The following is a 25638-nucleotide window of genomic DNA, read 5'->3' as shown; positions in this document are numbered from 1 at the left end:
TATCACTTCAAATTCAGTTTTACAGCACCTTCGACAGAAATTCCTTCAGTCTCACGTCCTTCGGATGTGCGAAGAATTCCTTCGGTTCTGCTTCTTCCTTGATAACACCTTCATCGATGAAGACGACTCTGGAAGCCACTTCTCTGGCAAATCCCATCTCATGGGTAACAACCACCATGGTCATGCCTTCCTCTGCCAGCTGTTTCATCAGCTCCAGAACTTCTCCGACCATTTCAGGGTCCAGGGCAGATGTCGGTTCGTCGAAAAGAATCACATCCGGATTCATGGCCAGGGCTCGGACAATGGCAATTCGCTGTTTCTGACCGCCGGACAGTGTTGAAGGATAGACATTCGCCTTATCTTCCAGCCCGATACGTTTCAGCAGATTCATGGCCTGTTCTCTGGCTTCTTTCTTAATCTGCTCCTTGGTGGTTGTCACAGGAATCTGTTCTTTCTTGCCAAATGCCGCCAGACGGTTATGACGTTTGGCTTTCTTCAGTTCCTGGCAACGGGTATAAACAGGTGCCAGCATAATATTCTCAAGAACGGTTTTGTTGTTGAAAAGATTAAAATGCTGGAATACCATGCCCATCTTTCTTCGGTGAATATTGATATCAACTTTCATATCCGCGATATCAACACCATTAAAAATAATCTGTCCTGATGTCGGGTCTTCCATACAGTTCAGGCAGCGGAGAAATGTACTCTTACCGGAACCTGATGGTCCGATGATCGCCACAATATCGCCTTTATTGATGGTCATGTTGATGCCCTTTAAAACTTCGACACTGCCAAAGCTTTTCTTAAGATTAATTACGTCTATCACTCTTCTTCAGGCTCCTTTCCATCAATTTGATTAATAATGAAATAATCAGCACAAGAACGATATAAATCAATGCCATGACAAGATATGGAACCATAAATTCATAGCTGTTGCTGCCGATATAGTTAAATGCTACATAAAGGTCGGCCGCACCGACAAAACTGACAACAGATGTCTCCTTGATCAGGGAAATGAATTCATTGCCCAGTGTCGGAAGAATATTTTTGACTGCCTGTGGGATAACAATTTTGACCATACTTGTACCAAAACTTAAACCCACTGCACGTCCGGCTTCCATCTGTCCCGGGTCTACAGACTGAATACCACTTCGCATAATCTCAGATATGTAGGCGCCGCTGTTCAGACCAAAGACCATCATCGCCACCTGAACACCTGTAATCTTCAAACCGATAATCGGTAAAAGAACATAGTAGAAGACAAGGAGCTGAACAACCATAGGCGTACCGCGGAATAATGCAACATAAAAGCTGCAGATCGCATTCAGCACCTTCGGCAATGTTTTATATTTTGGGAGTACACGGACAGTGGCAATGATCGTACCGATAATAATGCCGATGATCAGACCGGCAATGGCAATCATCAGGGTGTTCTGCAGACCCTGAAGCACCTTGTTGTAGCCATTCTGCTCCCAGAATATCTCTATAAACTTGTTAACTTTCTGATCAAAATTTCCCATAATGACTCTTCTTTATCCTTTCAGGCTCGTACAGCATAACAGATGGGTTGTAGGCCCATCTGTTATAAAGATTACTGCATTGCGTTGATAGATGCTGTAATTGCTGCAGCAGGAGCAGCATCAATGATGACATACTTGATGTTGCCATTTAACATATCCTGAACAGCCAGGGAACCACTCTTATAAGTTACACATTCAGCAGGAAGACCCGGGAAGCCCCAATCATCGCTGCCTTCAACGTAATACTGACCTGTTGTACCGGCCTGAACACCAATCTTGTCAGAGCTGCTTAATTCACCAAGTTTAGCTGCAACTTCATCAGCTGTCTTGCATTCGTCAAATGTTGTATCTGCACTTGGCACAATCAGTCTCTGGGATGCCTGATAATAAGGATCTGTGAAAGTTACATATTCCTGTCTTTCTTCGTTGATTGTCAGACCTGCCATAGCAATATCACATTTCTGCTGGCTGACAGATAAGCATACCGCGTCGAAATCCATGTTCTGGATAACAAGCTCTTTGCCAAGTTCATCTGCAAGAAGTTTGGCGATTTCCATATCAATACCATAGTACTGGTCACCCTTTGTGTATTCAAAAGGCTCGAAAGCTGCATTTGTAGCTACAACCAACTGGTCTTTGGAACTGTCAAGTTCTGCTGATTCAACAGCTTCAGGTTCACCATCACCGAAATATTTTGCACAGATGGCATCCAGTGTACCGTCATCTTTGATCTTCTGGATAAATGTGTTTGTCTGTTCAAGCAGTTCAGGCTGTGTTTTATCCACACCAAATGCATATTCTTCACTTGTCAGATCCACATCGATAACCTTTGCTGTGTTGGCACTGCTTCCTGCAGTTTCACCTGATGCGCCTGTTGTTTCACTCTTGCTGCTGGAACTGCCGCATGCTGCCAGTGAAAGGGTACATGCTGCAACCAGAAGAGCACTTAATACTTTTCTCATTTTCATTTTACTTATCCTCCTTAAAATTTTCGTTGCTTCTCGGTGTATGTTTATTCATTATGAATGCATACTGACCTCTTACATATTTTATCATGTTTTCCGCAAAAAACTAGTCTAAATTCTGATTTTCCAGTACATGGGAAGGTGAATGGTTATATTCTTCCAGATATTCCTTGACATATTCCACATCTGTACGGCAATCCGCATAGATCGTGCCGTATTTCTGTCGCGTCTCATTGCCCTTGCCGGTAATCAGAAGAACGGTAGGCCGCTTGCACTCCATAATGGCTTTGTGGATAGCTACACCTCTGTCTTCGATAATCTCATACGGACAATTCTTCTGAGCCACATACTGGGCAATGTCCTCTGAAATCTGCTGTACAGGCTCCTTGCCGGGATCCTCAGCCACGAGATAAACCTTCTTGGAATATTCTCCGGCAATGAGACCAAGGTCCTTACGGCGGATATAGGCCTTATAGCCCGGGCATCCGAAAATAGCCACGATATCATGATCCGGATATTCTTCTCTTGTGGACCCGAATAACTTCTCAAAGCTCAGTTTATTGTGGGCATAGTCCACAACCGCTGTCACGCGCTTGTCGGCACTTGTATACAGTTCCATACGGCCACTGGATCTTGCCCTGTGAAGACCGGACTTGATGTATTCAAGAGGAATGTTCAGCAGTGTCGCTGCAGCCACAACGGCAACGGCATTCTCCACATTGAATAAGCCCGGCATGGTCAATGAAAATGTCTCATCAAACTTATCGCATTTCACAGAGAAAATGATTTCTCCATCTTCTTTGTAAATATTGTAGCCATAAAAATCCGCAGACGGATCCTTCAGACTGAATGTCTTGAAGCTGCCGGCATCCTCTGCAGCCTTTAAGGCACGCTCCACAAAATCCGCATCCAGATTGACAACTGCCTGTTTAGCCAGCGCAAACATCTTCATCTTAGATGAAATATAATCTTCAAAATCCTTATGCTCGATCGGACTGATATGGTCCTCTGAAATATTCAGATAAACCGCCACATCAAACTGCATATTATTCACACGGTCATACTTTAACGCCTGACTGGAAACTTCCATCTCCAGATAAGTAATACCGCTGTCTACCGCATGGCGCATATGCTCATGTAATTCCACCGATTCCGGTGTTGTAATATGGGATTCCTGTCGAATCACACCATCGTATATGTCGATGGATGATAAAACAGCACTTTCTTTGCCCCCTGTGGCTGCCATATAATCATCCACAATGGCTTTCATATAATAAGCAGATGTGGATTTTCCCTTTGTACCGCCAAAACCGATGACCGTCAATTCCTGCCATGCTTTGTTGAAATACATCTCAGCCAGCGGCGGCATGGCTTTACGGATATCCTTCACAATCAGACACGGCACCTTGGTCTCTGTTTCATATTGTACTTCAGAAACATAAGCCACAGCCCCTGCCCGGATTGCATTCTCCAGATACTGTTCTTTAAAGGCTGCACCTTTGCAGATGAAAAGGGTTCCCGGTGTCACTGCCCTTGAATCATACGTCAGATATGTAATGACCGTCTCTTCCCTGCCCATCATTTCCGCCTCTGCCAGCATATCAACAGAAGACAGCAAATCTGCATATTCTTTTAATATATAATTTTTCATACGTATTTCCTCCTTGCAATTAACTGCATACGTATAGGTTCAAATTCAAACATCTGTGCAAGTGAATGGTATAGTTATTTCGAAAACGATGTACTAGCTATAGTACTTCTTATACTTTTCAAAATGACTCAGATGGGTTTTGATCATACGGGCCAGTCTCGGCATACCGAGATCTCCCTTCATGAAGCTTGGATTCACGACTTTCTTCTCTTTGATCAGCTTTTTCATCTTTGCCTTCAGAGCAGGATCCTTGACATACTTAAAGGCAACAGCTTTTGGAACAACCATCCAGAGATGCTCTTCTTTGGCGTAACGCAGCGGCAGTTCCTTGCCGTAAACAAAGTCTTCCACAATATATTCTGCCACATTAAATCCGGAACCGGTCACATAATAATTGCTTCGGCCCTGTCTTGTATTGATCTCAAAGAACTTGAACTTGCCGTCTCTTCTGTCGTATTTGATATCGAAATTGGAAAATCCCACATAATGCAGTTCTTCGAGCAAATCTTTGACACGCATCATCAGTTCCTTATTCGGCTCTGTGATAATGACTGCATGATTGCCCAATCCGTGCGGTGTATGCTCTTCAAGAAGCACATGACCGAGGCACATCATTTTCACCTTGCCGTTGTGATCCGAATAGGATGTCAGCACACGCATATACTCATCATTACCCGGAATCATATCCTGAATGATCAGTTTGCCTGTATAACCGGCCCCGTAAATGTCATCCAGCACCTGATCCAGTTCCTTCTTATCTTTAATCGTGTACACCTTCTTCTGTGTATCAAAAGGATGCTCCCAGTACTGAATGCTGTCGGATGGTTTCAAGATCACAGGAAATGGGAAATTCATCTCAAAATCATGTCCCATCTCTTTGTTGTGGATAATGGTTCCCGGATAATCCACGCCATGTTTCTCACAAAGTTTATAGAATGTCTCTTTCTGCTGGAGACTGTTCATCAAATCAAAATCAATATATGGTGCAATGGTATTCTTCGGCAGTTCATTCTTATGCTTGCTGATCAATGCCACATAGCTGTCACCGCAGCCCACCAGAACAACGGTCTTGTCTGCATGCTTGGAGCAGAAGCTCTTCACTGTCTTCATAAAAACTTCATCTGTGTCAATCTTCGGGTTTGGTGTATATTCAATAATTCTGCTCTGGTAACTCGGACCTGTGGCAAACTTACCAAATGTATAGGATTTCACTTTATAACGTTCATAAAATGCACGGGCAACACTGTATGTATTGATGTCCCCGCCAAACAGCATCGGTATAAAATCTCTTTCTTTGAAATTCATTGCTAATCGCCTTTCTTTCTATTTACAGTAACTTTCATTATAACTTAACCCTTTTCCCCTGTCAACGGCTGTCAAACAGCCTGTTTCCCTTCGTTTCTCAGTTTCTGCTTATTGAAACGAAATCTTAATCTTATCGTAACTGTTCAGAGCTAACCTCCAAAATGCTACGCATTTCGTCGGTGTGGCGTATCCGCCAAATAAAATTTCAAAAACAGTCTTAAAAATTCAAGAATTTTATACCTGTTTTTTGAAATTTTGCTTGGCTCTGAACAGTTACATCTTATCTTTTGTTTAACCGATTATCAATTTTGACAATCGTATCCCTGATATCTGATTCATATTTCTCCATTTCAATTTCAACAGGAGAGGGGGCCTTTCTCTTTGCCGCCGAAACAAAAGGATTAAAAAACAGCAGAATACCTGCAGCCACACCAAAAGCATAAGCAGCTTCAAGAATCCCGGGCTGTGTCGGCACATGGCCCACAAACAGCTGATAAATCCGACCAAACACCCCCGCCACATCCACATCCTGATCATAGGTCATGATGGTAAAAGCCGAACCCGCCAGAATGATCAGACTGACGCATGCCGTCTTCAAAATCGTCACCCACCACAGTGCCGTCTTTTTGCCTCCCCATTCAACAATCAACTGTTCCGCTCCCAGCAGCACGCACTGGCACTGGATACCCGCAAATTGCTTCTGGACCTGCACTGTGATTGCTTCCACCAACATTAAAACAGAGAGGACACTCCGCCCCGTCTCTTGAGTCTGCAGACCGGTCACCGGCATCTGTTTGACAAAATCCGCCACCTTCCTGTCCGTTCCCACAATTTCACATAAATCTCCCATGGTCAGCGGCTGCACCTCAACTTCAATATGATCATCTGCCATCAAATAAATGACAACCTGTTTTTGACCTTCCATTTTCTCATCTCCCGGATTTCTGCATATTTTGAAGATTTGCTCATAATAACTCGCCTACCGCATAGTCTCCCAAAAAGACTGATGTTCTATGCATACGGTCTAGAACCCAGTGTGCGCTTGACGCACACTTTGGCGCGTGAGCGGATAGCACAGCTATATATTCCTCTCTGCGAACTGCACTTTCTGGCACACAGTGCCTTGCTCTGCTCGCTAACTGATATACATCTTCATCTTTCTTAGGATCCTCTTCTCAAGCCTTGATACCTGCACTTGTGATACCCCCATCCGTTTCGCAATCTGTGACTGTGTCTGATCATAATAGAAGCGCAGAACAATCAGTTCCCTTTCTTTTTGTTCCAGTGCTGATAATGAATCTGCCAGCATCATCCGATCCAGTGAAGCATCTCCTTCCCCACTGTGTGCGGACAACCTGTCCATCAGACGGATGCTGCTGCCGTCCCCTTCATAAATCATCTGCTGAAGGGATGCCACTTCCTGGCCTGAATTCACGGCCAGCAAAATATCTTCCATAGAAAGCCCCACATCCTCGGCAATTTCATGGATCGTCGGCTCTCTTCCCAGTTTTTCGATCAACCGTTCTCTGCTCCTGTTGACAGCAACACGATGATCCTTGATAGAACGACTCACCTTAATGGCACCATTATCCCTCAGAAATCTGCGAATTTCCCCGGCGATCATTGGCACCGCATAGGTCGAGAAACGCACCTCATAGGTCATGTCAAAATTGTCGATTGCTTTTATCAGACCGATCATCCCGATTTGGATCAGATCCTCTTTTTCCACACCTCTGGCTGTATACCGACTGACAATACTTTTTACAAGTCCAATGTTTTTCTGAACCAGCTGCTCTCTGGCTTCCTTGTCGCCTGCCTGTGCCTTCATCAGCAGCTCCCGGATTTCTGTCACCTGATAGACCTCTTTTTTCTGCGAACTGCTGCCGGCATTTCAATTTTCTTTCGCATTTTTACTTTTGTTCCCTGTCCGGGCGTCGAAACAACCTCCAATTCATCCATAAAAGCTTCCATAAAAGTAAACCCCATACCGGCATGATTCTCCTCCGGACGAGATGTATACAATGGTTCCATGGCCTGCTTCACATCATCAATCCCAATCCCTTCATCCTCGATTTCAATCTCCAGCCATTCATCCTCGATCCGTGCATCAATCTCCAATATCCCTCCTTTGTGGTCATAACCATGAACGACGGCATTCGTGACAGCTTCCGAAACCGCTGTTTTAATATCTGCAAGTTCTTCCATGGTCGGATCCATCTTGGCCGAAAAAGCCGCCACCGCAACCCGGGCAAAATATTCATTCTCTGCAATCGCATTCATTGTCAGTTTCATTTCATCCCTCATTATCTTTTCCCCCTCCCTCCATGGCTGCCATAAACCGCGATTCGTCGTCATAACTCGGAATAATCCTCTGCAGTCCCGCCATCTGATAAATCCGACGAATCCCCTTCTGCATACGGATAATAAAAACAGCACCTCCCCAGGCCCTGATTTCCCGATAAAGCCCGATCATCATCCCCACACCGGCACTGTCCATAAAAACAGTATCCGCCAGATCAAAAACCATCGTCCGAAAACGCTGCTGCCTGAGCAGACTCTCTGTATACCTGATAATTCTTTCCGCCCGGAAATGATCAATCTCCTTCCCGGGCGAAACAAACAAAATGCCGCGGACAATGCGATATTCCATAAACTCTCCTCCCAATCCTCCAGATTTACTAACAAATTTGAAGCACCTGCCTTCTTTTAAAAAGTATTCAATTACTTTTTATATTAAAACACCTCGCTATCGGATTTCTGATTCCTGAAAAATATACTCCCACACAAACCAAAAAAGAAAAAGCATGCGCTCCGGTTAATCGGAGTATCATGCTTTTTCTTTTGTATTTTCATTGTTTATTCAATTTTTATAGAAGAAATTTTATTCTTCGCTGCCGTCACCATTGTCTAATGATCCGTTGTCTGTGTTATCTCCCAAATCGTCGTCAGAGTTGTCGCTGCTGTTGTCCTCTGAATTGTCATTGCTGTCGCTTGTGCTGCCGCCGCTAATATCCACAGGGTCAATGCTTGTGGTGTCACCCAGCTGATCCAGATATTTTCTTGCATCGTCTACCATATCTGAGTTTGGATAGGACTGGATCAGGCGTTTGTAGTAACCTGCTGCATTGCCTGTATCACCAAGCATCTGATAGCTGCGTCCCATATAGAAAACGGCATAGGAATAGCTGTCATCCATTCGAAGGACTTTGGTCATACCATCGATGGCAGCCACATAATCCTTCTTGTCAAAGCTGTCTTTTGCATTTGCATACAGCGTTTCTGTCACAGAGCTCTTGGTCGCCTCTTTCAAAATATTGTAAATCTTCTTCTCCTGGGCATTAGTAATAGCTGCAGGCTCAATTTCAGCAATCAGCGTACCTGCGTCCTGCACATTGTTCTGGAGATAGCTGCCTACAGCCTCGATCAGTTTCTGCTCACTGGCACCGGCATCATCCACGGTATTGCCGACGGTTGACTCATACTGAGACAGTTTGCTCTGAAGATCCGTAATCTGATTCTGGAGATCATCAATGTTCTTATTGCGCTCAGAGATCTGGGCACTGTATTCCACAACTGCCTGATTGTACTCGGATGCCTTTGTCTTGGTAATAGATGGTACAATGAGCAGCCAGATAACCGCCGCACCAATAACAATACCGATCAGAATATTGATAAATGACAAAAATCCCGTATTATAATCTGCATAATTATGTCCAGATCCCTCTTCTATAACAATAGGGTTCGGATCGTTGATCTGCATGAATTCATCCTTGCGTCCATGCTGATTTTTCTCCTGCTTACCGTGGAGATGATTCACTTCTTTCAAATACCGAAGTGTGGTCATATTATTCCTGTCAACCTTGACGGCACGCATCAGTACCTTTCTGGCCGCCGCATACTGCTTTCTCTGCATATAAAGCAGCCCCAGCAGCTGATAGGCTCTGATATATGTAGGACTCATGTTCACAACACGTTTCAGCTCTATAATTGCCAGATCCGCATTGTTCTCCTGCACATAATTCAATGCCAGATTATACTTCTGGATCACCTTGTTGGCTGCCTTTAACTTGGCCGGATTGTTCTGAATGGCCTGAATATAGTCAGCCGCAATATTGTTGCGTTCCTGAAAATGAACGCTGATGACCCACTCGCTGAGGGCTGCCACAATCTCTCCCATCTGATAATAAATCAGCCCCAGAAGATTACGTGCATCTGTATTCCGTTTGTTATATTTCAATGACTGACTCAGTGACGTAACGGCACCGCTCAGATCTCGTACCTTTGCCTTGGCCAGTCCCTGGTTATAATGCCAGTTGGATGAATATATGATCTTCTTGGCCACCTTGTCCACATGACCGCAATGTGGGCATATATAGACATTTTCCAGGGGCATATTACATTTTATGCAATTCATCTGCTATCCCCCTAAAAACGCTTGTTTCCTGATGCAATTTTAACTTCCTTCATCATATCCTCCAGAATATCCGTTACATCCCGAAGATCGTTCTTATATATCGCCTCTTCCGCCTGATCAATTTCAAGGCTTGGCTTAAATTTCTTCAATTCTTCTTCAAAATTAATCATCTGTCCGTCCTTCCTGCACCGTCTCTCCCTGTCGATGCACCATCTACCGCTGCAGTGCTTCGATCACACTGCCTGCCAGATACAGCGATCCCGCACAAATAAGTACAGCATTCGGATACTTTGCCGCCTGCTGCTCACTCGTGATGATCGCTTCATTTATATTATATGAATGACCCACATATCCATGCCAGTTCTTTTTAAATATTGAGGCAACTGTCTCAAGATCTGTCCGTCGATAATTCTCAATTTCAGTCACTGTCACGCCCTTTAGATCGGGAATCGTGCAGAGAATTCGTATCATTTCCCCGTAATCCTTGTCGCTGGCTACTGCAAAAAGCAGCCATACCGGTCTGCCGGCAAAACTAACTGCAATGGATTCACGGAGCTTCCTGATGCCGCCCACATTGTGTGCGCCATCCACATAGACCCCCGGAAGCAGTTCTTCCAGTCTTCCCGGCCAGTGCATATTCGCCATACCCTCCAGAAGAACACCATCTTCCGTCTGCTGCAGTTCTGCGTCCTGCTTCTGCAGCTCCTTTACAGCCATCCACGCCAGAGAACCGTTCATGGTCTGGTAAACTGCCTCTGTCTGCACATGAATCCTGTAACTCTTATTATCATACCTATCCTGCAATAAAAAATCAATGTTTTTGCCCCGATTTAAGAGAATTTTAACCTGTTCCGGCTCAATTACTTTCAGTGGGCAGTGCAAAAGTGCCGCTTTTTGGCGGATAACAGCCACCGCTTCCGGTTCACTGCCATCACAGATGACCGGTACGCCTGCTTTTAAAATACCTGCCTTCTCCCCTGCAATTTCCGTCAGGGTTGATCCAAGAATTTCCATATGATCATAGCTGATGGATGTAATGATGGTTAAAACAGGCTGCGCGATATGATTGGTGGCATCCAATCTGCCGCCAAGTCCGGTTTCAATGATACCATACTCAATCCCCTGTCTGTCAAACCAGATCATCGCCATCAGATAAAGCCATTCAAAATACGTCGGATGCAGATGTCCTGCCTTTTCGCGCACTTTGACAACATGGAGCAGTTCCTCGAAAATTTCATTAAAGGCTTCTTCCGATATATTCTGGCCATTAATCTTCATCCGTTCCGTTGTCGTGATCAGATGCGGTGACGTAAAGAGCCCCGTCTTCTTTCCTGCCATCCGGAGCATACTGTCCAAAAATGCACAGACAGATCCTTTTCCATTGGTTCCGGCCACATGGATATAAGCGAACTTCTTCTCCGGATGACCAAATAAAGCCAGTATCTCATCCATATTCTCTTCTGATTTCACTTTTGAAAAACGAGGAATCTGATTAATATATTCCTCTGCCTCTGCATAATTCATGGTTATCTCTCCCAATCCTGCAAGATTCCCCCCTGACAAAAGTCAATGATGGCCTTGTCCGGGAGGAATCCGGGATAAAACATTGTTTAATTCAAGTAATCGTAAACTCTTATTTCAGTGCTGCCAGACGTTCCTGGATCTGTGCCAGCATCTGTGTATATTTCTCTAACTTATCTTTTTCTGCCTGCACCTTATCAGCAGGTGCTTTATCGACAAACTTCGGATTAGAAAGCATACCCTGTGCTCTCTTGATCTCTTTGTTCATCTTATCTTCTTCTTTTGTCAAACGTTCGATCTCTTTGTCGATGTCTACAAGATCCGCAAACGGCATGTAGAGAGCTGCCTGATGGATCAGTACAGATACAGCATCTTCAGCGATACCTGTCTTATCAGACTGAACTGCAACTTCACTGGCATAGCCAAGTGTTGCAAAGAAAGCCTTGGAATTCTCGAAAATGTTTCTGACCTCTTCAGATTCAGATACAACAAATACTTTGGCTTTTCTGCTTGGCGGAACATTCATGCCTGTACGGGTATTTCTGATACCGCGGACAGCTTCCTTGATCAGCTCAACGGCTTTCTCATCCTCTTCAAAGTTCCATTCATCCTTGTATTCAGGCCACTTGGAGATCATAATGGATTCTTCTTCATTCTGAACATTGCAGAAAATCTCTTCTGTGATGAACGGCATATACGGATGAAGCAGCTTCAGTGCATTGATCAGGACTGTCTTCAGTGTCCAGAGGGCTGCTGACTTTGTCTTGTCTTCGTCATTGTAAAGTCTTGGCTTCACAATTTCAATGTACCAGTCGCAGAATTCTTCCCAGATGAAATCATAAATCTTGGATACGGCAATACCCAATTCATACTTATCGATGTTCTCTGTGACATCCTTCGTCAGACGGTTCATCTTGGAAAGAATCCACTTGTCAGCCTGTGTCAGATCTGCCAGTGATACGCCATCGATGGAAATACCTTTCTCGGCTGCCTGCTCAAAATTCATGAGCATAAATCTGGAAGCATTCCATACTTTATTGGCAAAATTACGGCTGGATTCCACACGCTCCCAGTAGAAACGCATATCATTACCCGGTGCGTTGCCTGTGATCAGTGTCAGTCTCAGGGCATCAGCACCGTATTTGTCGATAACTTCCAGCGGATCGATACCATTGCCAAGGGATTTACTCATCTTACGGCCCTGTGAGTCTCTGACAAGACCATGGATCAGTACAGTGTGGAACGGTGCCTTACCTGTCTGTTCATAACCTGAAAATACCATACGGATAACCCAGAAGAAAATAATATCATAACCGGTAACAAGAACATCTGTCGGATAGAAGTAATCCAGTTCTTCTGTCTTTTCCGGCCAGCCAAGTGTTGAGAATGGCCATAATGCCGATGAGAACCATGTATCCAGTGTATCAGGATCCTGTGTGAAATGTGTGCATCCGCATTTCGGGCATACAGAAGGCATACCTTTGGATACTACGATCTCACCGCATTCATCACAGTAGTATGCAGGGATTCTGTGGCCCCACCAGAGCTGTCTGGAGATACACCAGTCACGGATATTCTCAAGCCAGTGAAGATAAGTCTTGCTGTAGGATTCAGGAACAAATTTCAATTCGCCTGTTTTGATTGCATTAATTGCAGGCTTTGCCATTTCTTCCATAGCAACAAACCACTGAGGTTTGATCATCGGCTCTACTGTTGTCTTACATCTGTCATGGGTACCAACCGCATGTGTAATATCTTCGATACCGCAGAGATAACCCTGGGCATCAAGATCTGCAACAATCTGCTTTCTGGCCTCATAACGGTCAAGGCCTGCATATTTGCCGCCAAGCTTGTTGATGGTACCATCATCATTCATCACATTGATTTCAGGCAGATTATGTCTCTTACCAACCTCAAAATCGTTAGGGTCATGGGCCGGTGTAATCTTAACGGCACCTGTACCTTTTTCCTTATCCGCATGTAAATCGCCTACAACAGGGATTTCTCTGCCCACAAGCGGAAGAATAACATTCTTGCCGATGAGATTCATATAACGCTCATCCTCCGGATGAACAGCAACCGCTGTATCGCCCAGTAATGTCTCAGGACGGGTTGTGGCAATTTCGATAAATCTTCCCGGCTCACCGGCTACCGGATACTTGATATGCCAGAAATGGCCGACCTGTTCTACATGTTCTACCTCTGCATCGGAAATCGATGTCTTGCAGACAGGACACCAGTTGATGATTCGGGAACCTTTGTAAATATAGCCTTTCTCATGCAGCTTGCAGAAAACTTCTTCTACAGCCTTGGAACAGCCTTCATCCATTGTAAAACGCTCTCTGTCCCAGTCAGCGGAAGAACCCAGTTTCTTCAGCTGTTTGATAATACGGCCGCCATATTCTTCCTTCCATTCCCATGCTTTCTCAAGGAAACCTTCACGTCCGAGTTCTTCTTTGCTGATGCCTTCTTCTTTTAATTTGTTAATGATCTTAACTTCTGTCGCAATGCTGGCATGGTCTGTACCCGGCTGCCATAATGCTTCATAGCCCTGCATTCTCTTATAACGGATCAGAATATCCTGCATCGTATTGTCAAGAGCATGACCCATATGCAGCTGTCCTGTAATATTTGGAGGCGGCATGACAATTGTAAAAGGTTTCTTGCTTCTGTCTACCTCTGCATGAAAATACTTCTTCTGCAGCCAGCGGTCATAAATCTTCTCTTCAATGGCCGCAGGATTATAAGTTTTTTCCATTTCCATAATTTTAATCTCCTGTCTTCTTTGTAAAGTGACTGCAAGGCCACATGCAATCATGGGCTTTGACTCATTATTCGCGTAAAAAAAGAGCCCTCACATCCAAAAAGGGCGAGAGCTCGCGGTACCACCTTTATTCACATATTCCAATGACACACATCCGTCATCACTTCGATGCACACAGCAAACTATCCGCTGTCTGATGCATGGCACTTCCATATGCCTTCAGAGCCTTTAACGGAGCCACCCGTTACAGCCTACTAAAACCGGTCGTCAACGCTTCGCCGCCTGTTCCTGTTCAGCCATCCTGTTCAAAAGCTACCTTCGATACACATTGCTCTAAGCGGTCTTCCAGCTGCCAAACCGCTCTCTCTGAAGAGATCCTGTATCTACTCCTCTTTCTCACCACATTTTCTATTCTCTATATTATAATTACCGCGAAAATTTGTCAAGCACGAATATCAACAAACCATGCGCCTGACACATTCTTTCTGTCTGAAAAAAGCGGCTGTACCTCATCCGCACAGCCGCTTTTTTCTTCCCTATATAATATAAATATTCATCTACCTTCCCGATCTCAGTCATCTGACACCTAAGAAAGCTGCTCCATTACCCATTCCAGATCTGAAGTTTTCTTCATTTTCTCAAGAACTTCTTCATCTTCCAGAACCTTACAGATCTTGGATAAAAGTTCCAGATGTTCATCACCGATTCCGGCAATACCAAATACAAGTTCTGCCTTCTCATCACCGAAATCCACGCCTTCAGGATACTGCAGAAATACAATACCAGTCTTCTTAACCTTCTCCTTAGCCTGACTGGTACCATGCGGAATAGCAACACCCATACCCATATAAGTTGTTACCAGTTTTTCACGCTCCTGCATGGCATCCACATAAGTTTCATCTACATAACCAAGCTCTGCCAGCAGTTCCCCTGCTGCCCGAATGGCTTCTTCTTTAGAAACCGGCTTCTGATTCAAACGGATTCCCTGCTTAATAATAATCTGCGGCTTATCCGTTTCTGCTGCCCCAGTCTCATTTTCCGCTGCTGCGGCAGGAACATCTGATGCCGTTTCTGCTTTTTCGCTCTCACTGCCGGCATGACATAACTGTTCATAAAGTGCATCCAGTGCCGGGTCTGCCAGGAAATTGCCGATGGTCACAAGCTGCGCCTGCGGTGCGGATTTTCCGGCACGCTCTGCCAACGTGGTCTGAACAACGGCAACATCACAATCGGATGGAATATTATCCACTGAAGTATTGCTTACGTGAATTTGAGGACATACTTCTTTGAGACGATTTCTGAATTTCGTTGCTCCCATGGCAGATGAGCCCATTCCCGCATCACACGCAAAGATGATCTTTTTGATCTGAGATGCATCTTTAATCTCAGTCTGTACAGTCTGCCCTTTTGCTTCCGCTTTCATGGCTGCCGTCTCAGCCTGTGCGGCTTCCAGACTGTTCTTTCCGCCTGCCATCTTGACAATCGGTGATGCAACTGCAAATGAAATACCTGTCGCAATTGCCACACCCACCAGTACTTTCCATATATCAGAACCCGGTGTCATCATCAGATAAGCGATGAGGGAACCCGGAGATGCCGGTCCCACAAGGCCACAATCCATCATATTGAACCAGAAGATAGAAACCATATTGCCAATAATCGGTGCAATGATCACCAGCGGATTCATCAAAATATACGGAAAATAAATTTCATGGATACCACCCAGCACATGGATGATGATTGCTCCTGGTGCAGACTGCTTGGTCTTCATATCTTTACAGAAGAACATATACGCCAGTAATACACCAAGGCCCGGACCCGGATTCGGCTCCAGCATGTACATGATCGACTTGCCGGTCTCCGCCGCCTGAGCTGTTGCCAGCGGCGTGAAAATACCATGATTAATGGCATTATTTAAGAACAGGACTTTTGCCGGCTCAATAAAAATAGCAACCAACGGCAGAAGGCCATGTACAATAAGAATATTGACGCCTGCAGCAAGCACTACCAGAATTGCGCTCATGACCGGACCTACAACGGTGTAGCCCAGAATCGCAAGCAGCATGCCGATGATACCTGCTGAGAAATTGTTGATCAGCATTTCAAAGCCCGCCGGCATATGGCCATCCATCACCTCATCGAACTTCTTGATACAGAAGCCGCCCAATGGTCCAATGACCATGGCCGCCATCAGCATAGTGATGGATGTATCACTCATAATGGCACCAATGACAGCAATGGCACCAACCACACGACCTCTGTCGCCGCCAACCATCTTACCACCGGTAGATGCGATCAGCATCGGAATTAAATAGGTGAGCATCGGTGATACCATACTGTTTAACTTTTCATTTGGTATCCATCCGGTATCAATAAATAATGCTGCCAGGAAACCAAATGCGATCAAAGCACCGATATTCGGCATGACCATTCCCGACAAAAACTTACCAAACTGCTGTACTTTATTTTTCACGATATACCTCCCCATAACGTCTTATACGGCGCCGCAATGGGAAATATACACGCTCTCAGCGATTAATAAACAGTAATATGGTGCGTTTCACACGCCAACAGGAATTCCTTCGGCAGATTGCCATCAGATATAATAATATCCACATCTGCCAATCCACAAATTGTATAGGTACTCTTAATATCAGTTTTGGAAGCATCCATCAGAACCACCACCTGTTCTGCCTGTTCAATTGCTGTCCTTTTTAACATCGCCTCTTCATTGTTGCCGCAGGTAAAACCTGCTTTCATCGAATAGCCCGTCACCCCAAGAAACGTCTGATGAAAATTAACCTGTTCCAGTTCACGAATGGCTGAAATGCCATATACACTGATACTATAACGGTTCAGCTGACCACCCGGTAGCATAATGACCGGCTTCGTCAGATTCGCCAGCTCAGTGGCACAGGAAAGACCTGTTGTATAGATCAGATTGGACTGATCCGGAAAAATCTTTGCCAACTCTGTTGTAGTACTTCCGGAATCCATGAATATCGCCGTATCCGGCTGAATAAGCTTCAAAGCTTTTCTCGCAATCTCCTGCTTCGCCTGTATATTGCGCACGGCACGTCTTGTGAGATAATCATCCGTTCCGATTACCAGCTGTACAGACTTGGCTCCGCCATGGATCCTGACAATTTCCTTTGCCTCATCCAAGGCCTTCAGATCTGTACGCAATGTCATCTCAGACACATTCGAAAACTGTTCCTTAATCTGTGAAAAACTCACTGTTCCATACTTATTTACCAGTTCCACAATCGCATTTCTGCGTATTTCCATTGCATCCATTGTCGCTCCTCCCCGTCAAAATCCTGTTATCCTGACGGAATCAGAGCATTCTGACGGTTTCTATTCTTCTGTAATAAAGTTTGCAAGTAAATATTCTTCAGCTTCAGGACACCATAATCCCTGATGAGACTCCACAATATCTGCCAGTGCTGCATAGCGGTCATCATTTCTCTCTTCTGCCGCCTTACGCAATTCATCCAGTGCGGTTAAAGGCATGGACAAATGTGTATAGATCAGCTTCTTGCCGCCCGGAATCTTCGGAAGATTCAATGTTGTCTCTGCAGCTGCATCAAGACCACCGATATGTGTGACCATAACTGCCGGATTAATGCGTTTTGCTGCTGTCAGTTCAAGGGACTCAATCATATCTGCTGTATTACCGCCTGTTGTCCCCATAACATGTGTTGAATTATAATGAACATCGTAGAAATTCATGGTTGCACTGAAGTTCTTGTCAGTTGGTCCTGCAAAAAAGTTCAGACAGCCATCTCTGCCAAGAATGTCACTGGACTGTTTCACAACTGCAGCAACCGGTGCATAGCAAAAAACATCATCGTAGCCTGTACCACCGGAGATTCTGATCAGTTCTGCAACAGGATCTTCGAATTTGCCTGTGTTTACAAAATGAAGTTCGATACCTTCCTTCTTATATGTCTCAACAGGAAACAGCTCTTCTGCACGATCCAGACGATCCTGATTCAGATCTGTAACAACAACCATGGAAGGTCGTACATCACGATGCAGCGCATAGGTCAGTGCACCAAGTCCCATAGGACCCGCACCCGCCATAATGGCCAGCTTTCCGTTTTTCTTGATGCCCATCTCATGTGTATAAACGCCCATCTGTGTATGATAAGCTGCATGGAAAGCACCAATACTGCAGGACATCGGTTCTGCCAGGGAAGCCTCATAGTAAGCACGGCCTTTGTACTCCAACAGACATCCCAGTTCCATAACCTCAGCAGGGATCACACAGTAAGTTGTATCTCCGCCAAAGAATTCATAGGAGTAGCCAGGGCTCCACATTGTTCCTTTGTAGTTCAGAGCCGGCTGAAGTGTAAATTTCATGCCTGGTTTGAACTGATCCTGATGGTTCTTACCTACCTTTACAATATCACCTGCAAATTCATGTCCCATAATGGCCGGATGCTCTGCAACATCCTCATGTACTCTCTTGTGCTCTGTTCCCAGAATCGCACATTTGTAAGTTGACATACAAATGCTGTCTGAAACAACCTTTACAAGGATCTCATCATCTGTAATCTCAGGAAGTTCAAACTCCTCCAGTCTCAAATCATTTGCTGCGTGTAATCTTACGCCTCTTGCCTTCATAATAAAAGCTCCTTTCTACTATGTTATTCCCGTTTTTTGACTTTTGCAACAACAAAGTTGAAAATTTATTGCTGCTGATATGACTTTTTTGTTCGATTGTTGTTTTGAAAGTTTATCGCTTTTGTTTCAACAGCTGTTACACTTATAATATGCCTCTATCTCCTAAAAGTCAACGGTTGTTTTCGCATAAAAGTGCACAAATTTTTAACTTATTTTTTTACTTCAAAAGTTTTAACTTTTGAATTGACAGTTTGTTTTTTCTATGTTAAATTGTTGGAATAACACTGCAAAAAGCTCCGGCCTTTCTTAATTAAAAGAAAAGCCGGAGCTTTTGCGTCTTATAAGGATGTTATTAATCAACAAGAAACGGCAGGAAATAGCGAATCTGCTTTTTCCACCATGGCCAGTCATGATCCACATCATATCCCCAGAAATCTGTCCATCCATGGATACCTTTTCTGTAGAAGATATCTGACATCTGACCCGTTGTACGGATTCCCTCACTCTCCCAGTTGCCCTGTCCTACACAGAGAATGATTTTCCTCTCATTATACAACTGAATATATGGATGATCTGAAGCCATGTTCTCCAGAAAATGAACCGGAGAATTATTGTACAGATTCTCATCGCACCAACCATCTGTAAAATAAGTGGCATCATAACAGCCGGACATACCAAGCACACCGCCGAACAGATCCGGTCTTCTGAAGAATACAATGGCTGCGTGGGTTGCGCCCAGGCTGCAGCCCAGTGTCAGCGGCAACTGTCCCGTACCGTTGATCTCATGTACCATCGGAAGGACTTCATCTACGATATAATGATAATAGCATTCCTGCATCCAGGCACGATAGCCCTTATCGCCCCATATGTCGGACCAGCTCTCCTTATCCACCGTATCAACGGAAAAGAGCTGAATTTTTCCACCATCAATATAATCCTGAAGCACATCGATCATGCCGAAATTCTCAAAATTATCACACATACTGTCCTGACACGGGAATACAATAATCGGTACCCCCGTATAGCCATAAACCAGTACATGCATCTCTCTTTGAAGATTTTCACTGTATTGTGTATAATAATGTCTTTCCATTTTTATAAAACCTTTCTATCCGATCTGCATCTCCTGCAGCACTGCTTCTGCTGCTCTAATATTGACTAAGACAGATCATAATTTTTCTTCTGCTGTTCCAGATAATCTCTGACAAAGTCCCTATATTTCTCAGGTGAAGTGCTGTTTCTAAATGCCAGTCCGGTCTGAACCTTTTTGTTGGACTCTGAGTCCCTGCACTGATTCTCAGCCTCTTTGTACCGGTTAAGAATCGCATCACTGATATCCGGCGTAATCTCTTCCTGACGGATCAGTGCCAGAATTCTCTCATGATCTCCCATCAATTCCAACACATACATATACGGTGCCAGAAATTCCTGTGTTTTTACCAACTCAAACGCATTCTCCATACATTCCGCCGCACATTTTAAATTGTGCAGCTTCAAAAATGCCAACCCCATATTATGCCATGTGTCCGCCTTAAACTGTCTTGTCATCTCTTCTTCATAATCGTGCGACATCTGATAAACAACATGGTGATAGTTTTTCAGTGCTGCCATATAATGACCATAACGATTATAATTATCTGCCGCAAGCCGCATCTGTTCCAGCGGATTCTGGTTCTCCATCTCCGTCAGTTTATTATAAATTCTGGCAATCTCACCATTGTCAAGATAATCCACAGCATTCAAAAGCAATCGGACAATCTCCTTCAATGACTTTCCGGCAGATTTGTAATTGGCAATGGCCAATGCCAGAGAATGATTCCCGGTAATTTTGTCCATCCAGAAAAACATTTTCTCATCGAAAAGATCGTATGTCGTAACATAAACGTTCTTTGAGAGATACCAACATAATTCCTCCAGTGAAAAGATGCGTGTCCCTGACATCTTCATGTCTAACGGAAAAACTTCCAACGGCATCGTTGCTTCAATGACCGACTCCTTCCCCGCTTGCAAAGGGACTGCTGCCGCTTCAGTGATATCAAACTGTTCCTCCCATACTTTGCCTGTTGCCGCAAAAATCTCACCAAATCCAATATCTGTAATCCTAATACGGCAGCTTGTCTCTGACTGAAAAGATGTCTCAATGAGTAATTTTGTCGTCTTCGGCGGCCTCTCCGGCAAATCATCCAACTGTAAGACTTCTGTCTGTTCAAAATTAGTCAGCGGATCTCTCATTCTAATAATCAGCTGTTCCTGGTCATCAATAATAATCGCCGTTTTCGAAACAGCACTATACCACGGCGTTCCTGACGCTGCCAGAACCAGTTTCCGGGGCGCATGCTTATGTACAGAACGCAGATAAATATCCTTTGTCAACAAACCTGCATTGGCTGCTGCAAATCCCGGCTTCTTTCCAAGCGCGCCCTGATCATAACTGTGATAGCAGGCACCTCTGGCATAAAGATTCTGACCTACAAAGACATGACGCTTCATAGCGCACAGCTGCTTCAACGAAAGATTCATCCAGCTTTTGCCGGATCCTGCTTCAGCAAAGCCTTCTCCCATAAGATAATAAGTTGAGATCGTTCTTCTGGCAGAAACTTCTTTGATGGCCTCAAGAAATTTTCTGTCCATCTCCGGCGGTACCTGATCTGACAATTCATGCCCATCCAGATATTGTTTCAGCTCCGTTGTCTCTGCGGTCACTACCGGCGGATGATGTTTCCATGAAACACTTAAATGATGATATCTCAGGCCATGTCTGTCATATTCAAACAATCCCACATCATGCGTCCAGAGCTCTCTTCGCTGTGACAGTGCATAATATTCATAACTCAGACGGTGGCTCTCCAATGCCAGTAATTTTGCATCCATCCCCATGGATGCAATCGCCCTTTTCAGCGCATCCGCTGCCGCCAGATCAATATCTTCCATGGTAATCGTTATAAAGCCTATTTCCGCCGACGCACTGACATTCTCTATCGCCTTAAGCGTCTTTGTCAGAAAAATGCTGATAAGGCCAGACTTCTCCATCCGTTCACCGGCTACATCCACCATCGGGTCATCGGCGATGTGCGTCGTAAAGTTCCTGACCGGAACACCCTTTCCCTCCTGTGCCGCTTTCACTGCCTGCTGCCCCACCAGCCATTCGTCACCGGCAAACAGCCTGCAGAGCACGGTAGGGATTTCCGCCTGTCCGTCCAGTTCAACAGAATCCGGTTCATCTTTCTCTATATTGTAATAACTGATCTGCGAATAGTCTGTACACAGATCGTATCCAACCATCAACTTTTGTTTTTCCATTCTCTGTGTCTCCTATTTCAACTCAAATAACTGATCTGTCATCTCATTGACACGCTCATAAGAACGAATCAGTTCATCCACTGCCTGATCATCCTCGGCCTGAATTGCCTGATGCATTCGGCTCAACAATTCCACACCTGTCCCCGGCCACTGATTCGATGACCGCGGTGCAGCAAGCCTCTTCTTATCACCGGTCTTAAGCTGTTCTCCATCCTGCTCGGCAATATAATATTCGACCGCCTCTCCATCAAATAACTGGAAAGTTTTAATAAAAATGCCGCCGAGAATATGCCGCATTGGTTCATGTATCCACTCTGCACTCTCCTGATCTGCCGGGCGGTAATAAATCGTCACTGCAGATTTCGGGCTTGTATGATATTCCGCATACATAAAATCCGCCAGTTCTCCCGGAACCTCTGCATCACCGGCATATTTTTTGAAAAACGGAAGCAGGATCCCTTTGTCCATAAATGCAGATACTTCATGCTGCAGCCGTTCATAAAATTCCGGTTCCACATGCTCTGCCTCTGAATAATACTGCAGCAGTGCAAGCGCACAGACATTCCTCGCATTCTCGAGCTGATCCAGCTCAATTTCCATAATCTGAAAAATCTTCTCTCCGGCTGTCTGTCCATGAACCAGATAATGGTATCCGTAATAGCCAAGAAATGCTCTTGTCAGTCTGTGTCCCGGATGGTCGTTATAATATGAAGCAAAAACTTCACATCCTTCTGCCACATGATTTTCTGTAAATAAAATCTCACACAGCAATCGTTCTTCTAACTGTGCAGCCGGTACTTCAAAATCTCCGGCCGCTTTCCATATCGCATACAGACCTTCTGTTGTTCCGGCATAGAACAAAATCAGATACTGGAGCGTCGTCTCATCGTATTTGCCATTTGAGAACGCAAAATAAGACAGTTCTACAAGCAGATCATCCTTCTCAAAATCTTTCTCCCGGATCACCCTTGAGCAAAGACGCATAACCCGCTTATCCTGAATTCCCTCATAGCCATACTCCCTGATGGCCTCATAAGCTTTATCAAACAGTCCTCTTTGAATAAAATACTCAATGATGTGACTGCGTTCGGAATGCCCAAGCAGATGAATATCCAGCTGAAGAAGATACTTCTCCAATGTCTCTCCTTCATAATTATCATAGTAATAATCAATCAGGTTTTTAAGAATTGTCTTCTGATAATGACGGCTGACATCCTGAAGCTTCAAGACACATTTATAAGTTTCAATTGAAACATCATCCATCATCTGATATTTTAACGCCCGTTCACTTCTATTAAGAACAAGCATCTTGTTGTCTCTTCCCTGTTCATAACAAATTTTGATGTACTTACCAACATCCATCAGTCTGCCTGTCGTATATGGAATTGTGGACATATAACGCCCACCCTTGGCATCCACAAGCACGATCCTATAGTCATCCATATAAAGATCCACATAAGCCTCTCCATGAACAAAAGGGTAATAATTCTCTTCACCCAGTTCTGAATAATCTACCACTACACCCTTAATTCCCGGATGGTCACAATGGATATGATGTTTGAAAATAACTGCCGGCATCGCTTTGACAACGTGCGGCGTCATCGCTTCTTTTGTCAGATAATGATCATATAAAACCACGATATCCTCATTAATCACACCGTTCTGCAGCTGTTCAAATGTAAATGCCCGGATAATGCCATCATAAGCTGTAAAAAGCCTGTCCAATTGATCTCTATGCTCAATGACATAACGGAAAAGGAACGCTTTCTGATCAAGCTGCAGATGATTATCATACTGAAAATAAATCAATACAGGCACCGGCAGCTTCTTACATGAAGCCATATCCAGTGTTGCCATATAATATTCATACAGCTCCGGCATCTTAATCGAAGACTTGATGCCCAGTTCATACCACTGATGGTAGACCTTCTCTTTCTTCTCTCCCAGAATCAGCAAATGAAGCACGGCAGAAAGAATATTCTTTGTCTCATAAATCGAGCACATTTCGATCATGGCATGAAGACATGCTCCATGATAGCTTCTCATGCGAAGAACAAGGTCCGCAAACCTGAAAATAGTTTCCCGATTCAGACAGTCATGGCGCATTCCCCACAAAAATAAGCTGATCTCAAAATCACCCATCTCTCGAATCAGAGAAGGATCCTCATTGATGATCTTCGCTGCCTCCAGATACATAACACCGCCTACCATCCGGTGGTCATAAAGTTCTTTGATCTGTCTGAAATCTCTGGTCTGGTGCTGCGACTCTCTTGTATCCAGTTTCATCAGCATATAGAATAATTCCCATCTGTCATGATACTGACCCTCTGTATAAAACCGGATTGAATCGCGAACATATTCTGTATATTGTTCTTCCTGTCGGCAAAGAGCATTCACATAAAGAAAATAGCTGTATGAAACCGCTGAACGGTATCGCAGTTCTCTGCCGTTGATCGTCTCCAAAATCAACCGCGCTTCTTCTATATTTCCTTCCATACGAAGAAAATCCGCTTCAATAACCTTGTAGATAATGTCTTTGCTGTTGTTTAAGCAGCCATTAATATCCTCCCGGGCATCCGATATCATCTGCTCTCTGGTAATCTGATGCAATTCGTAGGCCAGATATCGCCTGCGCAAATGCATCCAGGAATCCTTCAGAGACTTACGCTCAATGTAATCTTCATCTTTTACCTTGGTCCTTCTGCAGCAGACCGGCACCACAATTCTCTGGTTTAATGTCTCTAATATGATTTCTCCTGTATGAATTGAATTAGCTCCCGGAATGATCTGATATTCCAGCTGATAATAGCTGCCCAGAAAATCCTCATCCGTTACCGTCTGCTTATAAACTTTGATGAAATCACCATCAGCAGACACCTGGATCTTCACATGTCCCCACTGACTCTTCTCGATCAGCAGACGTTCGCTGACTGTATGACTAAGATTCTCAAATTCAATCAACTCCTGGGACACTCTGATCTGTACTGGTTGTTTTCGCTTCACCGTACATAAAAATTCTTCCATAGCCAGAGACACATCCTGACCTTTGATCAGCGTTGCGTAAATCTGTCTGTTCTTCTTATTGTTCAGAAAGACCCGTTCAAATTCCAGTGTCTTAAAAATCTTCAAAGCTTCCGCCCAATTATCTCTGGCCAAAGCCGCAAACTGATCCAGATCATTGATGTCCCCCATACTGGTGGTGCAAAATGGTGCACATACCTTCACTCTGTACGGGACAGTTATCTCACCGCCATTGCTGACAACGTAAAAGCAACCATCACACACTTCTCCAATCTCCAGAGCCTGTGTATCAAAAACATAATGTATGCTCCCTGATGTTCCTATAATCGTTGACTCCAGACACTGCATCCACTTATTCGATGAGAAAACCATGGCACGTATTTCAATATGATTACGGCTATTCAACTGAATAGCCCCTGTATACCGACTGCCAAATTCCACTTCCAGTTCTATCTCTTTCTCCGATATCTCTATATTCGGATTCTCATACTCAAATACACCTCTTGATAATAGCTGAATTTTTTCTTTCACGTTCTCTCACCTTCTTT

19 protein-coding genes and 1 other annotated feature are annotated in these 25638 nt (G+C 44.4%); all 19 genes read right to left on the bottom strand.

All coding sequences use genetic code 11. The features are described 5' to 3' along the window. Positions 1 to 19: 19 nt before the first annotated feature. Positions 20 to 826, bottom strand: a complete 807-nt coding sequence (locus HED67_RS14115) for an amino acid ABC transporter ATP-binding protein (RefSeq protein ID WP_117527628.1) — start codon at positions 824 to 826, stop codon at positions 20 to 22. Beyond that, positions 810 to 1520 (bottom strand): amino acid ABC transporter permease, encoded by a 711-nt coding sequence (locus tag HED67_RS14110; protein ID WP_178440540.1) that lies wholly within the window; start codon positions 1518 to 1520, stop codon positions 810 to 812. The genes HED67_RS14115 and HED67_RS14110 overlap by 17 nt, the downstream gene beginning before the upstream one ends. 71 nt (positions 1521 to 1591) lie before the next feature. Continuing rightward, positions 1592 to 2488, bottom strand: coding sequence for a transporter substrate-binding domain-containing protein (locus HED67_RS14105; RefSeq protein ID WP_221718700.1), 897 nt, complete (start codon positions 2486 to 2488; stop codon positions 1592 to 1594). Between the two features lie 103 nt (positions 2489 to 2591). Next, complete coding sequence (locus HED67_RS14100) at positions 2592 to 4136, bottom strand: Mur ligase family protein (protein ID WP_221718699.1); 1545 nt, start codon at positions 4134 to 4136, stop codon at positions 2592 to 2594. A gap of 93 nt (positions 4137 to 4229) precedes the next feature. Then, positions 4230 to 5441: a carboxylate--amine ligase gene (locus HED67_RS14095; RefSeq protein WP_117527620.1), complete on the bottom strand. Its 1212-nt coding sequence runs from the start codon at positions 5439 to 5441 to the stop codon at positions 4230 to 4232. 280 nt (positions 5442 to 5721) lie between these two features. Further along, positions 5722 to 6366, bottom strand: a complete 645-nt coding sequence (locus HED67_RS14090; protein ID WP_178440532.1) for a stage V sporulation protein AA — start codon at positions 6364 to 6366, stop codon at positions 5722 to 5724. Between the two features lie 210 nt (positions 6367 to 6576). After that, positions 6577 to 7293, bottom strand: a complete 717-nt coding sequence (locus HED67_RS14085; RefSeq protein ID WP_221718698.1) for a SigB/SigF/SigG family RNA polymerase sigma factor — start codon at positions 7291 to 7293, stop codon at positions 6577 to 6579. Continuing rightward, positions 7290 to 7745: an anti-sigma F factor gene (spoIIAB, locus tag HED67_RS14080; RefSeq protein ID WP_246612245.1), complete on the bottom strand. Its 456-nt coding sequence runs from the start codon at positions 7743 to 7745 to the stop codon at positions 7290 to 7292. Before spoIIAB ends, HED67_RS14085 begins: the two co-directional genes overlap by 4 nt. Beyond that, positions 7735 to 8091 (bottom strand): STAS domain-containing protein, encoded by a 357-nt coding sequence (locus tag HED67_RS14075; protein ID WP_221718697.1) that lies wholly within the window; start codon positions 8089 to 8091, stop codon positions 7735 to 7737. The genes spoIIAB and HED67_RS14075 overlap by 11 nt, the downstream gene beginning before the upstream one ends. 231 nt (positions 8092 to 8322) lie before the next feature. After that, positions 8323 to 9855, bottom strand: coding sequence for a tetratricopeptide repeat protein (locus HED67_RS14070; RefSeq protein WP_221718696.1), 1533 nt, complete (start codon positions 9853 to 9855; stop codon positions 8323 to 8325). Between the two features lie 11 nt (positions 9856 to 9866). Next, entirely contained in the window at positions 9867 to 10025 is a 159-nt protein-coding gene (locus HED67_RS14065) for a hypothetical protein (protein ID WP_015513803.1), read from the bottom strand. Between the two features lie 43 nt (positions 10026 to 10068). Then, on the bottom strand, positions 10069 to 11379 hold the full coding sequence (locus tag HED67_RS14060; protein ID WP_221718695.1) for a bifunctional folylpolyglutamate synthase/dihydrofolate synthase: 1311 nt from the start codon (positions 11377 to 11379) through the stop codon (positions 10069 to 10071). Between the two features lie 109 nt (positions 11380 to 11488). Continuing rightward, positions 11489 to 14140, bottom strand: a complete 2652-nt coding sequence (locus tag HED67_RS14055) for a valine--tRNA ligase (RefSeq protein WP_221718694.1) — start codon at positions 14138 to 14140, stop codon at positions 11489 to 11491. Between the two features lie 98 nt (positions 14141 to 14238). Next, positions 14239 to 14549: a binding site (T-box leader), on the bottom strand. 177 nt (positions 14550 to 14726) lie between these two features. Continuing rightward, positions 14727 to 16613 carry a PTS mannitol transporter subunit IICBA gene (locus tag HED67_RS14050; RefSeq protein ID WP_330656588.1) on the bottom strand — a complete coding sequence of 629 codons (1887 nt, stop codon included), beginning with the start codon at positions 16611 to 16613 and terminating at the stop codon, positions 14727 to 14729. 62 nt (positions 16614 to 16675) lie between these two features. Continuing rightward, complete coding sequence (locus HED67_RS14045; RefSeq protein WP_117527606.1) at positions 16676 to 17437, bottom strand: DeoR/GlpR family DNA-binding transcription regulator; 762 nt, start codon at positions 17435 to 17437, stop codon at positions 16676 to 16678. A 60-nt stretch (positions 17438 to 17497) separates the two neighbouring features. Then, on the bottom strand, positions 17498 to 18769 hold the full coding sequence (locus HED67_RS14040) for a zinc-binding dehydrogenase (protein ID WP_221718692.1): 1272 nt from the start codon (positions 18767 to 18769) through the stop codon (positions 17498 to 17500). 352 nt (positions 18770 to 19121) lie between these two features. Beyond that, positions 19122 to 19862: an esterase family protein gene (locus HED67_RS14035; RefSeq protein ID WP_221718691.1), complete on the bottom strand. Its 741-nt coding sequence runs from the start codon at positions 19860 to 19862 to the stop codon at positions 19122 to 19124. 65 nt (positions 19863 to 19927) lie between these two features. Further along, complete coding sequence (locus tag HED67_RS14030; RefSeq protein ID WP_221718690.1) at positions 19928 to 22069, bottom strand: DUF5716 family protein; 2142 nt, start codon at positions 22067 to 22069, stop codon at positions 19928 to 19930. A 12-nt stretch (positions 22070 to 22081) separates the two neighbouring features. Continuing rightward, a complete protein-coding gene (locus HED67_RS14025) occupies positions 22082 to 25621 on the bottom strand; it encodes a DUF5717 family protein (protein ID WP_221718689.1) in 3540 nt (1179 codons plus the stop codon). Positions 25622 to 25638 lie beyond the last annotated feature (17 nt).

Source organism: Pseudocoprococcus catus, from assembly GCF_019734885.1.
Classification (GTDB): domain Bacteria; phylum Bacillota; class Clostridia; order Lachnospirales; family Lachnospiraceae; genus Coprococcus_A; species Coprococcus_A catus.
This window is presented reverse-complemented; position numbering and strand designations above follow the sequence as displayed.